Genomic DNA, 16,567 nt, shown 5'->3' on the forward strand with positions numbered 1-16,567 from the left:
CCTTCCTATGTATTCGTCTATTGTTGAGGAATAACCTCGCCATTACCATTTAAGGCTCTAACCTGCGGGCGGAAGCCTATTCCTACATAATAGCGTTTCCCAGCTTTCTTCATTATCTTAGCTTTTTTATAATCCTCAGTATCCTGATCGGCTATTTCAATGGCAGTGATATTCTCACTTTTGATTTCTCCAAACACAACATAAATATCTTTAAGGACATTTCCTTTATCGTCATACTTGGTATAATTTTCATGGTAAATGGAATAGGTTTCGCTCTCTGCATGTTCCCAGCCATTTGGACCATCATTTTTCCATCCCTCTTCATCATTCCCTTCGAAGAAAGAGACACCCAGAACCGGCTCTTTTATATGTCTTACTTCTTTTCCTTCTGCCTTCGTAGTGTAAAGTACGATTGTGATTCCATCACTTTTTGTCTTGTACAAAACCTCTTGAACTTCAAATGGAATCGTTTCAGCAATCGCTTTTTCTAGTGTAGGATATTCGCACCCCGTAAGCGTAAGCATTAAAACAACCGCGATAAAAAGAAATTTACATTTTCTCATAATTCTCTCCTCCTAGATTTTGGCCAGATGTTATGTTAGTAATCTAGTAATCTCTAGTAAAAAGTAATAGGGAATAGAAACCCCCACCTTCTTACCTGACCATTTTTCTTTTCGTGCCCATTATGAGTTTTACTGTCCTCCTTAAATGGTAATCTACTTATAAATAATAATATTCTAATTGTTTATATAATTCCAGTTATATCCATTTTTAGGTCGTTATACCTCCTCCTATTAACCCAATAAAAAATACAAGCAGTCTAATCGACTGCTTGGTTGTTTGCCTATCATCGTTTAAATAATTTCGCAAAAAGTCCTTTGCTTTTTGGGGGTTCAGGCGGGCTGATTTCTTTTTGAGTGATATAAATCTCTTCCTTATCGATTGCATGGTCCATCGCCAGCAATAGGCCGATATCAGTGTCGCGTTCCTTATTGGTTACAATTTTATGCTCAATCTTGTGTTTGGCAGCCAGCTTTACATATTTGGATAGAGCTGTGTATTCGATATTTCCATTCAATAAGAGATTGGCCTGAGGATTTTTTTTCATTTCCCTCTCCACTTGAGGGTAAATCGTTGTTTCCATCACTTGGTTTTTCTTAAGAGCAAGAATAATTCGTTCCCGTAAAGTTCCTAAAAATTGCCGTCTTTCATCTGGCTTCGTTTCCAAAGCGCCATGAATTCCCTGTTGAAGGACATCCTCCACACTCTGCTTTTTCAAAAAAGATCAACTCCATTAAAAGGGCTACTATTATGTATGATAATACCCTAAAAAGTGTTCATTTCCAAAAAAGCATGTTTGTTGTGGTTATCCGAGGGTGTTTCTTGCTATCCGCAAGTATTTCTCGTCATCCGCAAGTATTCTCCGCCATCCGCAAGTATTTTCTGCCATCCGCAAGTGTTTTCCGCTATCCGCAAGTATTCTCCGCCATCGCGCAAGTATTTTCCGCCATCCGCAAGTATTTTCCGCCATCCGCAAGTATTTTCCGCTATCCGCAAGTATTTTCCGCTATCGGCAAGTGTTTTCCGCTATCCGCAAGTATTTTCTGCCATCCGCAAGTATTTTCCGCCATCCGCAAGTATTTTCCGCTATCCGCAAGTATTTTCCGCTATCCGCAAGTATTTTCTGCCATCCGCAAGTATTTTCTGCTATCGGCAAGTGTTTTCCGCTATCCGCAAGTATTTTCTGCCATCCGCAAGTATTTTCCGCCATCCGCAAGTATTTTCCACCATCCGCAAGTATTTTCCGCTATCCGCAAGTATTTTCCGCTATCCGCAAATATTTTCTGCCATCCGCAAGTATTCTCCGCTATCCGCAAGTATTCTCCGCTATCCGCAAGTATTCTCCGCTATCCGCAAGTATTCTCCGCCATCCGCAAGTATTTTCCGCCATCCGCAAGTATTTTCCGCCATCCGCAAGTGCACTACCTAAAAAACAAGAAGCCCCCTCTCCAATCGGAGAAAGGGGTTCATACCATTCTATTATTTTGTAAACTGTTCTTCCTCTGTTGATCCTTTTAATGCGGTTGTGGAGGATGTTCCGCCTGTAATCACCATGGACACTTGGTCAAAGTAGCCTGTTCCTACTTCACGCTGGTGTCTTGTTGCTGTGTAGCCGTATTGCTCGCTGTCGAACTCAGCTTGCTGTAATTCGGAGTATGCCGCCATACCGCGCTCTTTGTAGCCGCGTGCTAGTTCAAACATACTGTGATTCAGGGCATGGAAGCCTGCAAGTGTAACGAATTGGAATTTGTAGCCCATTTTTCCAAGCTCTTGCTGGAATTTGGCAATGGTATCTTGGTCGAGTTTCTTCTTCCAGTTGAAGGAAGGCGAGCAGTTGTAAGCAAGCATTTTTCCAGGGAACTTCTCATGAATCGCTTCAGCAAAACGTCTTGCCTCTTCAATGTTTGGCTCAGATGTTTCACACCAGATTAAATCTGCATATGGTGCATATGCTAAACCGCGGGCAATCGCCTGATCAAGTCCTGCCTTGGTCCGGAAAAAGCCTTCAGCAGTGCGCTCACCTGTAATGAACGGTGCGTCGTTCATATCAATATCACTTGTAATCAAATCAGCAGCATTTGCGTCAGTACGGGCAACTAATACAGTTGGAACTCCCATTACATCAGCAGCTAAACGAGCCGCAATTAGGTTACGAACCGCTGTTTGTGTTGGCAGTAAGACTTTACCTCCCAAATGACCACACTTTTTCTCAGAAGAAAGCTGATCCTCAAAGTGAACACCTGCTGCTCCTGCCTCAATCATACCCTTCATTAACTCGAAACAGTTTAACTGACCACCGAAGCCTGCCTCTGCATCCGCAACAATCGGAACAAACCAGTCGATAGAATTATCGCCTTCTGAATGGGTGATCTGATCAGCACGTTGTAATGCTTGATTGATTCGTTTTACTACACTCGGCACGCTGTTTGCTGGATATAAGCTTTGGTCTGGATACATATGACCAGATAGGTTGGCATCCGCTGCAACCTGCCATCCGCTTAGGTAAATGGCTTTTAATCCTGCTTTAACCTGCTGAACTGCTTGATTTCCTGTTAGTGCTCCTAAAGCATTAATGTATTCTTCTTCATTCATTTGCTTCCAAAGTTTCTCTGCTCCACGTCTAGCCAATGTATGCTCGATATCAAGTGACCCACGAAGCTTGATAACATCCTCAGCCGTATAAGGTCTAGTAATTCCATTCCAGCGTTTATCCATTTCCCAGTTTTCTTGTAATGCCTTCGCTCTTGAATTTGTCATTTTAAATTCCTCCTATTAATCTATTAAAATTTTTCATAAAAGCTTATATCCAGGTAATGTTAAAAACTCTACAAATTCATCATTTATAATCAAGCTGTCAAATAGCTTAACTGCTTCCGTAAAACATCCAGTTTTATAGGCTTCAGCGCCAATTTCCTGCATTATTTTTTCTAATTCTTCAGCCTTAAATTGCTCATACATTTCAAACGTTACTTTTCTTCCATCCGCTAACACACCCTTTGGATGGCGAATCCACTGCCAAACTTGAGCCCTTGAGATTTCAGCAGTTGCTGCGTCCTCCATTAAGTTGTCAATGGGTGCAGCTCCTCTTCCCGATAACCAGGAAGCAATATATTGAATCCCGACATTAATATTAGTGCGGACACCTTCTTCGGTAATCTTACCGCTAGGTGACTCAAGTAAATCACTGGCGGTTATCGTAATCTTTTGCTGTTTGGTTGTATGAATCTGGTTCGCCACTGGCATTTCTCTATCAAATACTTCTAACGCAACCGGTACCAGACTTGGGTGCGCTACCCATGTACCATCATGACCATCCCGCACTTCTCGCTCTTTATCAGCACGAACCTTCGCAAATGCTTCCTCATTTGCCTGCGGATTATCGCGAATTGGTATTTGTGCTGCCATTCCTCCTATCGCTGGTGCCTTCCGGCGATGACAGGTTTGAATAGTAAGCAATGAATAGGAACGCATAAACGGAACCGTCATCGTTACCTCGGATCGATCTGGCAGAATGATCGTTTCATGGTTACTCAGTTTTTTTAAGTAACTAAAAATATAATCCCATCTGCCGCAGTTCAAGCCTGCTGAGTGCTCTTTCAATTCGAATAAAATTTCATTCATTTCAAATGCCGCCATTATCGTTTCAATTAAGACTGTGGCTTTAATGGTTCCTTGAGGAATTCCAAACCTGTTTTGTGCAAAAATAAAGACTTCATTCCACAGCCGCGCCTCTAAATGACTTTCCAGCTTTGGCAGGTAAAAATAAGGACCTGTTTGTCTTGCCAGCAGATTTTTTACATTGTGGAAAAAGTACATTCCAAAATCAAAGAAGCTACCTGAAATGGGCTTGCCATTAAGCAGCACATGTTTCTCCTCTAAATGAAGTCCACGCGGTCTTACAAACAGGACGGCCGTTTCCTCATTTAGCACATATCTTTTTCCATTTTGATTTTCATAGGAAATCGTCCGATTTACTGCGTCTCTTAAGTTGATTTGTCCTTCGACGATATTTCCCCAGGTGGGTGAAGTGGCATCTTCACAATCTGCCATAAAAACTTTTGCCCCCGAATTTAGAGCGTTGATGACCATCTTTCTATCGGTAGGTCCGGTAATCTCTACACGGCGATCCTGAAGGTCTTTTGGTAAAGGCGCAATCGTCCAGTCGCCATTACGAATTTTCTTTGTTTCGGGTAGGAAATCCGGAAGAGATCCATTATTGATTTCCTCTTGGCGCTTTTTCCTGTACTGTAACAGTTCAATTCGCCTTGCTCCAAATTTTTTTTCCAGCTCCTCAATAAACTTCAGCGCCTCGGGAGTTAAAATCTCATCGTATTGCGATTTGAGAGCTCCAACTACTTCAATACCTGTTGTTTGCGTCGACATAGACTAGTTCACCTCTTTGTTATAATACAGTATATTACTATGTGTTGTATTATATAACACGATATTTAAAAAAGGAACTAGTTTTCAGAAAATTTTATAAAAATAGGTAAAATAATACATAATACCTATTTTTCAAAAAAAGGTTGTGTTAAATTTGAATGTTGATTCTCCGCTCCATTATGGAAAGATTCTTTAACTAATCACCGTAGTGACAGGCGGCCTCTGCCTGTCACGTGGCAATTCGAGGACCCTAGGGCGACGATGGGGGCCTTGGATTATCGATACTATCCTGCCCTGATTGTTACCATAAAAGGAGGAGCCTTGCATTATCGGCACCATCCCGGTCAGGTTGTTACCGAACGTAATTTGGTGACCTTGGATATTCGGGGGTCTTCGTTCCTTCCGCTCCAATCAAAAGCGCAAAATCAACACAGCCTTAAAAAAAGAGACTGTTGAAGTTATCAACAGCCTCTTCTTTCACATTAATCCTTCAAATCGCTCTTTAGCTAGGATATACATAGCGCTTCCCCATCCCAATGGGGTATTAGTGTTGTATTTTTCAGATTGAGCAAAATACAATTCGGGTAAGCTGCCATCAGGAAGCATTATATTCTCGGTTTGTGCTATATACTGTTTAGCCTTTTTGACATTTCCTAATTCTAAATGGCATAATGCAAGCCAGGGCAATCCAAATGTCCACTCTGCCTCAGTACCATAATAAAAAGATAAATCGTGATGCCTTCCTTCATGTTCAATCGTTGAATAATAGGAATCTCCCTTGTAGCGGATTACCCCCCGTTCTCGTAAAAGATGGGTTTCAATTCGGTCAACAACCACTTTCGCTTCATTGCCAGCCAAAACACGATACGGATAGATTAAACTTAATTGAGCTAAGTCAAATGGGCGCTGGTTACTTTCATGCGGGAAGATATTTGATAGAGTTTCCAAGCCATTCGTAATCCATTCACCAGGAACAAATACAATGTCTTTTACTGCTTGAAGGCCAGCAACACATGCCCCCACTGAGCTTGAATGGACCTCTCTCCATTCCTCCCACATCCCATTATCCTCGTCCTCCCAATACCGAACACACCCTAAATAGCCAACAAGCTTTTGAACAATTTCATGATCCTTTGCATCTCGGATAATCCTTTTACCTCTCTGCTGCCCCATTCCAATCCCCCATAGTATCGCTCCAATGGCATCATGCTGTGCATGGCCCCATGGGGTATCCATTTCCCTTACTTCGGAAGCAGAATACCTCGAATGAAGGTATTCCCATTGCTCTCTTGGTCTTTGAACGGTATGAATATCCAGTTTCCATTCGTATTCTCTAAATAAGTCCAGAATCCGATGATAGGTCAATTCATAAATTTGATTATTTTGCTTTAAATAAGGCAGTGACATATAAAAAGAATCCCGTAACCAAACATACTGATAATCCTGGGACGAAGAAGCTAAATACAAACCATGCGGCAAACGTAACTGATCTAGGATTTGATAGCTATTGCTTATTTTTTCGTTCATAAATTCACCCTCGCAGCTTTTTTCTATCTTTCTAGCCATTTGGTGAACTTTTTATACAAGAAAAATGATGTATAAACTATCAAATATTTGCCCATGCTGATGCTATAGAAATAGATTAGGAGACTAGGGAAGGAAAATTCAAAATGGGGAGTGAGCATTGATGAGCGTTGATGAATTAAACAAGATTATTGCTGTAAAAAAGATGGACTTAGAGGAATGTGAGCATGAACTTAATAATCGATATTACCCTTCGATTGTAAGAATAGCGATGATGAATTACATTATAAATCTACAAGAACAATTAGAGGAGTACGATAACGACGTGATAAATTTGTAAAAAAATGACGTGTGGAGTTCACACGTCATTTCTTGTGTTTTGCAATAACCGTAAAAAGTCAGCTTCACGATTCCTACTATTCAAGAACTCTCGACCAGCAATTGCGGATAATATTTTTCTTTTTCTCGATGCATCGTTCACTTCTTTCAAGACTCGCTGCCGGGCTGAAAATAAAAATTCTAGATACTCGTCAAATCCTTCATCAAATTGCTGTTCCAGCTGTTCCCTTATTTTCCTAGCCAAGGTTGGACTGGCTCCGCCTGTTGATACCGCAATGCTCAATCGTCCCCGCTGAATATGTGAGGGTACATGAAAATCCGATCCTTCCGGGTCATCAGCAATGGTGACAAGCTGTTGGTCACTCGCCGCCATTTTTATAGACTGATTTAACTCATTGTCGTTCGTTGCGGCAAAAATTAAGAACGCATCCTCCACGTCTTCTTTTGAAAAGGATTTTTCATGCCACTCTATCCTTCCGCCGCTAGCTAACTTTATAAGTTCATCTGTGGCATTGGGGCTAATCACAGTGATAAATGAGCCCGTACCAAGCAGTCCGGTAACTTTCCGTTCTGCCACTTTACCACCGCCTACCACGACTACCTTTTTACCCTCGAGCTTTAACATAATCGGATAATTCGAATTCAAGCATACACCCTGCCTTTCCTATACAATCGGACACTGGATTAAGTATTCAACTAACGCTTCCCTGGTTGGAGAAACAGGCATTCCAGCTGTTATAAGACCAACACGTTCAACTTGCTCTTTTGTACGCTGCCCCATGCAAACCACTTGGACATCTTTTAAAAGGTCGAAAACGTCAATTCCGCACTTCTTTAGGCCGTCGATAAATACATTCACCGATGCCCCGCTTGGGAATAACATCGTATTCACTTCAGCTTCCTCAAGCATGCGTTGAAAAATTGGCAGGAACTGCTGGTCGAGCTCTTTTTTACTTGTGACTAAGAAATCAGCATTTTCAACCTCATACTTACGATCGTCACCGACCACCAGCAAGCTTCCTTCTTGCGGCATGTCTTCGATGAGGCTAGCGATAAATCCACGTTCTTTTAAGGCATTAATAGATTTGCTGGAGCCGCCATAGAAATCAGCCTTTATTTTTCGAATATCGATGCCCTTTTCAATAACCGCCTGAAAAAATTCTCCAATACTTTCAGGGGATGTGAACAATATTTTATCGTAATTTGTGACATTCCCTACCTCAACAGGTAAAATCGTCTTTTTCCATTTTGGAAATTCGATTACATCAGCACCCTGCTCCATTAATCCTTTTGCCAAACCGCTTGCACCTTCACTTGTACGGGCTAGAAGAATTTGTCGGCCGTATAAAGGCATTTTTTCAAACCAGCTTATTTTTTCACGAAGGGAAATGACCTCTCCCACAAGGATGATTGACGGGTTGCTAAACTTAGCTTCCAAGACTTTATTTGAGATATCAGTTAAGGTTCCCTGAAGGGTTCTCTGGCGGCCAAATGTGCCCCACTGAATTAAAATAACCGGAGTGTCAGCAGGCTTTCCGTGAGCTATCAGATTTTCACTGATAAACGGCAGATTCGCTACACCCATGTAAAAAGCGATCGTATCGACACCACGGACAAGTCCTTCCCAATCAAGCATTGGTTTGCCTTCAATCGATTTATCATGTGCGGTTACAACGGCAAACGATTCAGCGTGTTCGCGATGGGTAACAGGAATTCCTGCATAAAGGGGGGCTGCAATCCCCGATGAAATGCCAGGAACTATTTCAAATGGAATTTGATAGAGAGCAAGAGCTGCGGCTTCTTCACCAACGCGGCCAAAAACACCAGGATCTCCGCCTTTTAACCGAACCACCACTTTACCTTCCAGCGCCTTTTGTACTAAAAGGTCATTGATATTCTCTTGGCGTAATGTATGCCGATCAGGTAATTTCCCGCAGTAAATCAGCTCGCAATCAGCTGGAGCAAACTCCAATAGCTTTGGATTGGCAAGCCGGTCATATAAAATGACCTCAGCCTGCTTAATTGCCTCCAAACCTTTTACCGTAATTAATCGAACGTCCCCTGGCCCTGCTCCTACTAAAAATACTTTTCCTGATTCCATCCTGCAGCCATCCTTCCTGTCTCTTTATATAATAATATAAACGTTATCCGCTTCGACTTCCACTTGATAGGTTTTAACTTGCCCTTCGTCTGGTGCCTGTACCTTTCCGTCTACCAAGGAAATCTTCCAATCATACACTGGACAGAAAACATATTCACCGCTTACTAACCCTTCCGTCAAGACTCCGCCTTTTGGATGCGGACTGCGATTTTCAATACCGTACACCTTACCATTTGTTACTTTAAATAAGGCGACTTCCTCATCATTCATTTTTACGGAATATCCAGACCTAACTTGAAGGTCAGAATAATTAGCAACTAGAGTACGAGTTTTTGTTTCAATCATTTATTATCACTCTCCAGCCTTAACAGTGTGTTTTGTGTAGTATTTATCTTTAATTTCTTCACTCTCAATTGCCTCGTTCCAAGGCTCAATGTATTTCTTTAACGTTTGATCCATACGCTCATTTAATTCTTTTCTAGTTTCTGCGTTTGCTAGGACTTCTTTTACATGCTCTAAACCAACACGCTCTACCCACTTGGAAGTACGCTCTAAGTAATTTGCTGTTTCACGATAGTATTGTAGGTACGCTCCGGTCATTTCCATTACATCCGCTTCTGTTTTCACTGTAGCTAAAAGGTCACCTGCACGGAGGTCTACCCCCCCATTACCTGCCACATAAATTTCCCAGCCTCCATCAATTCCAACGAAGCCAATGTCCTTAATTCCTGCTTCTGAGCAGTTTCTTGGGCAGGCTGACACACCCATTTTTACTTTATGAGGAGTATCAAGACGTTCAAACTTCTTCTCTAGTTCAATTCCCAGTGACATAGAATCCTGTGTTCCGTAGCGGCAGAACTGTGCTCCTACACAGGTTTTGACAGTGCGAAGTGTTTTTCCATATGCATAACCGGATGGCAAGTCGAGCTCTTCCCACATACTTGGCAGATCTTCTTTTTTGACTCCGAACAAGCCAATCCGCTGTCCGCCAGTTAGTTTTACAAGTGGAACCTCATACTTTTCTGCCACTTCGGCAATCTTTTTCAAGTCGGCAGCAGTTGTTACACCGCCATACATTCTAGGTACAACCGAGTATGTTCCATCCTTTTGGATATTCGCATGCATTTTTTCATTTACAAGACGGGAGTCACGGTCATCCTTATATTCATCCATGTGAATCATACCTAGGTAGTAGTTAATTGCAGGACGGCATTTCGTACAGCCTTCCTCGTTATTCCACTCTAGAACGTTCATCACTTCTTTAACACTCGTTAAGCCCTTTTCTTTAATTTCAGCCACCAACTCTTCACGGCTGATGGTTGTACATCCGCAAATGCTCGTTTTCTGCGCAGCGGATGCGTCAAATTGGTCACCTAGTGTATAAGCTAGAATGTCATTTACCATTGGCTTACAGCGCCCGCAAGAACGTCCGGCATTCGTGCAGTGACTTACTTGATCAAGAGTTGTCAGACCTTGTGTCTTAATTGCTTCAACAATGGCTCCTTTTGTCACGCCATTACAGCCGCACACCAATTCATCATTCAGCATGGAAGCAATATCACCGCCACCGCCATCAGCTGAACATTGCGATTCAAAAATGGAGATTCCTGTGATATCTTCTTTTTTTGAAAGCATTCGGAACAATCTGGTGCTATCTTTGGTATCACCATAAAGGACAATTCCCACAATCCTGTTATCACGGACCAAAACCCGCTTATAGATCCCTTCGTATTCGTTATAGACCATAATTGATTTTGTTGTACCATCTTCAAAGATCTCACCAGCTGAGTAAAGGTCTACTCCAGCTACTTTAAGTTGCGTTCCAGTTACGGAGCCTTCATATGGTGCAGCTTCTTTTCCACAAATTCTTTCAGCAAGGATTTTCCCTTGTTCGTATAAAGGTGCTACTAGGCCGTAAACAATCTCTCTGTGCTCGGCACACTCACCTACTGCATACACATTTGGTGCACTTGTTTCCATAAAATCATTAACAACAATTCCTCGATTTACATAAATTCCGCTTTCTTTCGCAACCATGGTGTTTGACTTGATCCCAATGGCCATTACAACAAGGTCCGCTCTTGCAAAAGATCCATCTTTAAAGCGAAGACCCGCGACACGCTCATCACCTATAATTTCAACTGTCTCTTTTTCCATTAAAAATCTCATGCCTTGAGATTCAAGCTCTGTTTTTAGGAGACTAGAAGCAATTGGATCTAACTGGCGCTCCATTAGACTTGGCATTAAGTGTACAACATCAACCTTCATCCCAAGGTTCAGTAATCCTCGCGCTGCTTCAAGTCCAAGAAGCCCGCCTCCAATTACTATTGCCTTTTTATAGTTTTCTGCTGACTTGATCATCATTTCACAATCTTTTATATCACGAAAACCGGTAACACCGATCTTGTCGGCACCTGGAATCGGCAGAATGAACGAGTTCGAACCTGTAGCAATAATTAAGTCATCATACTCTACTTCACGTCCCTGGTCGGAAATGACCTTCTTTGCTGCTATATCAATCTTCGTTACTGCTTCTCCTGTGAATAATTGAATATTATTTTCTTTATACCAGTCTAGTGGATTAATAATGATTTCTTCGAAGCTTGTATCACCTTGAAGAATATTCGATAACTTTATGCGGTTATAGTTCGGATGTGGTTCTTGTCCAAAGATAGTTATTTCAAATTGATTTGGTGAGAGTTTAAGAATTTCCTCAATTGTTCTAACCCCCGCCATCCCGTTTCCAATCATAACAAGTTTTTTCATGTTTGATCGCTCCCTTGTATTTGATAATCCATGAATTTACGTTATTTAAGTTTTGCTCTATAGATACATTGTAAATGCTGAGGTCTTGAAAAATTGTGAGGTACGTCACAATTGGTAGGTGCTTGTGAATAATTTCACATTATTGTCATAAAGATGGGGATGATTTATTAGGAGAACTTATTTTTGTACACTTTTTGGGGGGTTTTGGACATTTTTTCAGGAGTTTTGTACATTTCTATAATGGTTTTGTACATTTTTCAAGGTGTTTTGTACATTTAGCCATTTTTCCCCATAAACTCACCAAACAAAAACCCCTTCTCTACAAAGAAGAGGTAAAAAATGTAATATTAATACATCATGTTGAAAGATGTTTATATCGACTATATCAGCAAGGGTTAGGCCGCCACGTCTCTACGTGTAAAAAGGAGCCAGGAAATCAGATTGAACACGAGAAAATAGACAGTGAGCACTCCGATGGAAAAGGACAATGTCATTCCTTCTTGGAAAGGATGTCCGTTCAGGTACTGGGTGAGATCCGTGTTGGCGAACAACAGGTACTTGCTCCAATCAAACCGCTGCAGTGCCTCCAGAACAATATTACCCGCAAACAAGGCGCCGATGGAAAACCCGATTGCCATCGCGCTGCTTCGGAACGCGGACGAAATCGTAAAGGCCATCGTTACGTACATGACCGTCGATACACCGTTAAGCATATACGTTTTCCACAGATTGAGGACCATATTACTTTCGACGATTTCCCCCTCTGCAGTCATGCTGATCAATGGGAGATCCATGTATCCAAAGCCGTATAGAATTCCATTCACCACGATGGAAATGATAAACAGAGTGAGTAACAACAGCATACCGAACAACAGAAAAGAGATATACTTTGAGACAAGAATCTTAACCCTGCTAGCAGGCCTGATGAGCAGAAGCTTGATCGTGCCGGACGAAAATTCTCCCGCCAAGCTGTCTCCCGCAATGATGATGGTGAAAATAGTAATCACGATCATCATGCCTGCCGAACCGTTCACGCCATCCCACATTGTGCCGTCCGTTGAGCGAATATTCTGTTCCAAGTGATAGTCGTTAATGGCAATCCGCTCCTGGTAGAACGTTCGATCATCTTCACCCAGATCTGGCTGCTTCAGAATTTCGCTATATTGCTGATTCTCCTGCTGCAGTGCTGCCCTCCAGCCCACGCCTTCCGCCTTTTTCCCATCGGAATGCCATTCAATGAAATTGACAAAAAGTACGAAAGCTGCCATTAGTCCGACCAGAATCCAGGTTCGGACCCGTCGGTAAATCTTCATATTTTCATTGAGTACTAGATTAACCAATTTGTCTACCTCCCGTAATTTCCAAGAATCGTTCTTCTAGAGACTGGCTAACAACCTGGACGCCATAAATACGAATATGGTTCTTCATTAGACCGGCTAGAATGTCCGGGATGCGTTCCCGCTCAGTGTTAACTTCGACAAGCCCATCTTGAATCAGTTTGACATCCTGGACTCCATCCATCTGTCTGATGGTCAACAACGCCTGTTCCGGTGGCTGCGCTTGGATCAGATACGTTTGAGTTTGATCATTCTTGCGAGTAAATTCTTGAATTGGCATTACCTCGACCAGCTTGCCCCGCTGAAGGATAGCGACCCGGTCGCACATAAGCTCCATTTCGGATAACAGATGGCTGGAGACGACTACGCTGATTCCTTCTGTACGGGTTAAATGCCGCAAATAATCACGCAGCTCACGAATCCCAGCTGGGTCAAGACCATTTGTCGGTTCATCCAGTATGAGCAGTGATGGCTGATGCAGCAGTGCTTGGGCCACTCCCAGACGCTGACGCATGCCGAGTGAGTATTTTTTGACTTTGTCATGGATGCGATTTTCTAGCTTGACTAGCGATACCACCTCGTCAATCCGTTCCTTGGTTACCCCCGGCACCATTCGGGCATAGTGAACCAGGTTTTGGTACCCGCTCAGATACTTATACATTTCTGGACTTTCCACGATGGCACCGACGTGGCGGATTGCCTGCTCAAATTCGGTTTTGATATTTTTACCCTTTATCAATATCTCGCCCTTCGTGATTGACATTAGACCCACGATCATGCGGATAGTTGTTGTTTTACCGGCACCATTTGGACCAAGAAAACCAAAAATTTCGCCTTGCGGTACGTCAAATGTAAGATCGTCGATGATGGTAGTTCGGCCAATCCGTTTGGTCACATGACTCAAGCTGATGATAGGTTCGTTACTCATACATTTTCCTCCGTTAATCATTGATTTGGACATTTCGTCTTTTAGTTCACCAAATAAAATATTCCTACTCCGTAAGGTCTTCATCATTTTTGAGATTCACAAAGCAAGATAGGAAGTCCCAAAAGCAAAAATATTTATTATCGTTTTGACTTTAACACATTATTTATTGTTTCACAATAAATAATTATCATTTATTATAACAAAGTTATTGTTAAATGATTTCCCATTTCAATTTATACGGAAAAAGCATTTCTCTGTCAGACAGGGAAATGCCTTTTAGCTTTAAACGATTTAATTAATACTTGTGCAACGAACCTGCACCACTATTAATAACAATTTAATTTATTGCCCCGTATCTTTGATGGGTATTCAAAACGTTTATAGATCGAAGAGATATTCAAAGGGGGAGTTGTAAATGACTCTGTTTTTATACAGCAAAACCTGGAGAAATATATCAGACTAAAGGAGTAATAAACAATACTCCATAGTCACGTTTTTTTTCGTTCACACACTATATATACTTTACCTATAACAGTTTAGGGAGAAATTATCATTACTAATTGGTCTTTTAGAGGAGGGATTTCAATGACTGTCAATATTTTGTTCTTTACCATTATGGTCAAAAAACGGGAGATAAGTATTGAGGAAGCTATCCACCAAGAAATGGTTGAAAAAATGTATGAAAATAATAAAGTTCAGCGAATTTCTATGTATGATTATATCTAACGCTTTTACTATTGCAGCACTTTTTTATAAAATATAACCTAGGTAACGTCCGTCAAATTAAATAGATCAGTTCGAAAGTAGCCAGTACATGGTAAATAGTCTAGTTTCATAAAAAGGAATTTCTGTTAAGAAGGTGTATCCTCGCTAATTGAATAGCTCAGGTAACACATTATTAAATTTATCACTATTAAAAAAGCCCAATTCAAATGAATTGGGCTTGAAAAATTGGTATTTAATACATCTCAGATGTAGTCTTTGCTTGCATATGCAGCAATAGGTAGTCTGGACCGCCTGCTTTGGAGTCCGTACCAGACATGTTGAAGCCGCCGAATGGCTGATATCCAACAATTGCTCCTGTACATGAACGATTAAAGTAAAGGTTACCTACATGGAAGTCTTCACGAGCTTGCTCCAGGTGTTCACGATTTGTTGTGATAACGGCACCTGTTAAGCCATACTCTGTATTGTTTGCAATTTCAATTGCTTCCGTGAAATTCTTCGCTTTTGTAAATCCAACCACTGGGCCAAAGATTTCCTCCTGCATGATGCGTGCATCTGGAGCAAGGTCTGCAATGACAGTTGGTTGAATGAAGTAGCCCGTTGAATTGTCACCTTCGCCGCCAGTCATTAACTTACCTTCCTGTCTTCCAATTTCAACATATTCCATAATTTTCTTGAAAGCATTGTTGTCGTTTACTGGTCCCATGAACGTTCCTTGCTCAGTTGGGTCTCCGACAGATAATTGGTTCGTTAATTCAACAACACGGTTTAAGACTGTATCATAAACATCCTCAACGATTACCGCACGTGAACATGCTGAACATTTTTGACCAGAGAAGCCAAATGCCCCTGCTACGATCGATTGTGCAGCCAGCTCTAAATCTGCTTCTGAGTCAACAACAATTGTATCTTTACCGCCCATCTCTGCAATCAATCGCTTCATCCAAACTTGCCCTGGATTCACTTTAGAAGAACGTTCGAAAATACGCAGACCAACGTCACGTGAACCAGTGAAGCTGATGAAACGAGTATCTTTATGGTCTACTAAGTAGTCGCCCACTTCCGAACCGCTTCCTGGTACGAAGTTTAATACACCTTTAGGCAGACCTGCTTCCTCCATTACTTCAACAAACTTCGCTGCAACCACCGGAGTCGTAGAAGCTGGTTTTAATAGAACCGTATTACCTGTAACAATTGCTGCTACAGTTGTACCTGCCATAATCGCTAATGGGAAATTCCAAGGTGAGATGATGATTCCAACACCTAGTGGAATATAGTTATAACGGTTAAATTCGTTTGGACGGCTATTAACGGGAACGCCATCTTTAAGTGCCAGCATTTGGCGGCCATAATATTCAAGGAAATCAATTGCTTCTGCAGTATCTGCATCCGCTTCCTTCCACGGTTTACCTGCTTCCTTTGTTAAAAGGGCAGAAAACTCATGCTTACGTCGACGAATAATGGTTGCCGCTTTGAATAATACATCTGCACGGACTTCTGCTTTAACTTTTTTCCATGTTTTGAATGCTTCAACTGCGGCTTGCATTGCTTGTTCCGCAAGGTCTCTGCTAGCTTTTGAAACGCTTCCAATTACTTCCTCTTTATTTGAAGGATTATACGAAACAATTTTATCTTCTGTTGTAATTCTTTCGCCACCGATTACTAGTGGGTAATCTTTGCCTAAATAACTTTCAACTGTTTTAATCCCGTTAAGATAGGCCTGACGGTTTTCTTCAATTGAAAAGTCTGTGAATGGTTCATGCTTATAAGGTTGTACCATGTCTTAAAACCTCCTATGTAGTAAAAACATTCATCCTCGTACATTCTAACATGTTTCTTTTACACGTATCAATGGATAGCTATGAAGTCATATTTTTGCAAAAAAAGACCCGGCGTTACGTT

Annotated in this window: 15 protein-coding genes; 3 read left to right on the forward strand and 12 right to left on the reverse strand. The window is 41.6% G+C overall.

What is annotated here, in order from left to right:
- Positions 1-17: 17 nt before the first annotated feature.
- Both F4694_RS27355 and F4694_RS27360 read right to left on the reverse strand, forming a co-directional pair.
- The gene (locus tag F4694_RS27355; RefSeq protein ID WP_179603082.1) at positions 18-563 is read right to left on the reverse strand and encodes a hypothetical protein; all 546 of its coding nucleotides are present in this window, start codon (positions 561-563) and stop codon (positions 18-20) included.
- A 284-nt stretch (positions 564-847) separates the two neighbouring features.
- Complete coding sequence (locus F4694_RS27360) at positions 848-1,279, reverse strand: YueI family protein (protein ID WP_179603083.1); 432 nt, start codon at positions 1,277-1,279, stop codon at positions 848-850.
- Positions 1,280-1,311: 32 nt separating this feature from the next.
- Here F4694_RS27360 and F4694_RS27365 point away from each other — a divergent pair, with 32 nt between their 5' ends.
- Positions 1,312-2,070: a hypothetical protein gene (locus F4694_RS27365; RefSeq protein WP_179603084.1), complete on the forward strand. Its 759-nt coding sequence runs from the start codon at positions 1,312-1,314 to the stop codon at positions 2,068-2,070.
- Here the strand turns inward: F4694_RS27365 and aceA are convergent.
- The 3 genes from aceA to F4694_RS27380 all read right to left on the reverse strand — a co-directional run bounded on the left by aceA (position 2,041) and on the right by F4694_RS27380 (position 6,471).
- The gene (gene aceA / locus F4694_RS27370) at positions 2,041-3,318 is read right to left on the reverse strand and encodes an isocitrate lyase (protein WP_179603085.1); all 1,278 of its coding nucleotides are present in this window, start codon (positions 3,316-3,318) and stop codon (positions 2,041-2,043) included. The two genes, F4694_RS27365 and aceA, sit on opposite strands and share 30 nt — an antisense overlap.
- Before the next feature lie 33 nt (positions 3,319-3,351).
- Complete coding sequence (gene aceB / locus F4694_RS27375; protein ID WP_179603086.1) at positions 3,352-4,944, reverse strand: malate synthase A; 1,593 nt, start codon at positions 4,942-4,944, stop codon at positions 3,352-3,354.
- A gap of 477 nt (positions 4,945-5,421) precedes the next feature.
- Positions 5,422-6,471, reverse strand: coding sequence for a glycoside hydrolase family 15 protein (locus F4694_RS27380; RefSeq protein ID WP_179603087.1), 1,050 nt, complete (start codon positions 6,469-6,471; stop codon positions 5,422-5,424).
- Between the two features lie 160 nt (positions 6,472-6,631).
- On the opposite strand from F4694_RS27380, the gene F4694_RS27385 reads away from it, so the two are divergent.
- Positions 6,632-6,808, forward strand: coding sequence for a hypothetical protein (locus F4694_RS27385; protein WP_179603088.1), 177 nt, complete (start codon positions 6,632-6,634; stop codon positions 6,806-6,808).
- An 18-nt stretch (positions 6,809-6,826) separates the two neighbouring features.
- On the opposite strand, the gene F4694_RS27390 is transcribed toward F4694_RS27385, so the two are convergent.
- The 6 genes from F4694_RS27390 to F4694_RS27415 form a co-directional block, all read right to left on the reverse strand.
- Positions 6,827-7,453, reverse strand: coding sequence for an NAD(P)-binding protein (locus tag F4694_RS27390; RefSeq protein ID WP_179603089.1), 627 nt, complete (start codon positions 7,451-7,453; stop codon positions 6,827-6,829).
- Between the two features lie 18 nt (positions 7,454-7,471).
- Positions 7,472-8,908, reverse strand: a complete 1,437-nt coding sequence (gene cobA, locus F4694_RS27395) for a uroporphyrinogen-III C-methyltransferase (protein ID WP_179603090.1) — start codon at positions 8,906-8,908, stop codon at positions 7,472-7,474.
- Positions 8,909-8,932: 24 nt separating this feature from the next.
- On the reverse strand, positions 8,933-9,253 hold the full coding sequence (nirD, locus tag F4694_RS27400; RefSeq protein ID WP_179603091.1) for a nitrite reductase small subunit NirD: 321 nt from the start codon (positions 9,251-9,253) through the stop codon (positions 8,933-8,935).
- A 6-nt stretch (positions 9,254-9,259) separates the two neighbouring features.
- Complete coding sequence (gene nirB, locus F4694_RS27405; protein WP_179603092.1) at positions 9,260-11,674, reverse strand: nitrite reductase large subunit NirB; 2,415 nt, start codon at positions 11,672-11,674, stop codon at positions 9,260-9,262.
- Between the two features lie 395 nt (positions 11,675-12,069).
- Complete coding sequence (locus F4694_RS27410; RefSeq protein WP_179603093.1) at positions 12,070-13,014, reverse strand: ABC transporter permease; 945 nt, start codon at positions 13,012-13,014, stop codon at positions 12,070-12,072.
- Entirely contained in the window at positions 13,007-13,939 is a 933-nt protein-coding gene (locus tag F4694_RS27415) for an ABC transporter ATP-binding protein (RefSeq protein WP_179603094.1), read from the reverse strand. Before F4694_RS27415 ends, F4694_RS27410 begins: the two co-directional genes overlap by 8 nt.
- A gap of 585 nt (positions 13,940-14,524) precedes the next feature.
- Between F4694_RS27415 and F4694_RS27420 the strand changes: the two genes are divergently transcribed.
- Positions 14,525-14,665 carry a YrzI family small protein gene (locus tag F4694_RS27420; protein WP_179603095.1) on the forward strand — a complete coding sequence of 47 codons (141 nt, stop codon included), beginning with the start codon at positions 14,525-14,527 and terminating at the stop codon, positions 14,663-14,665.
- 232 nt (positions 14,666-14,897) lie between these two features.
- On the opposite strand, the gene pruA is transcribed toward F4694_RS27420, so the two are convergent.
- The gene (gene pruA, locus F4694_RS27425) at positions 14,898-16,445 is read right to left on the reverse strand and encodes an L-glutamate gamma-semialdehyde dehydrogenase (protein WP_179603096.1); all 1,548 of its coding nucleotides are present in this window, start codon (positions 16,443-16,445) and stop codon (positions 14,898-14,900) included.
- Between the last annotated feature and the right edge of the window lie 122 nt (positions 16,446-16,567).

The organism is Neobacillus driksii (genome assembly GCF_013409995.1).
In the GTDB taxonomy this organism is placed as follows: Bacteria; Bacillota; Bacilli; order Bacillales; family Cytobacillaceae; genus Neobacillus; species Neobacillus driksii.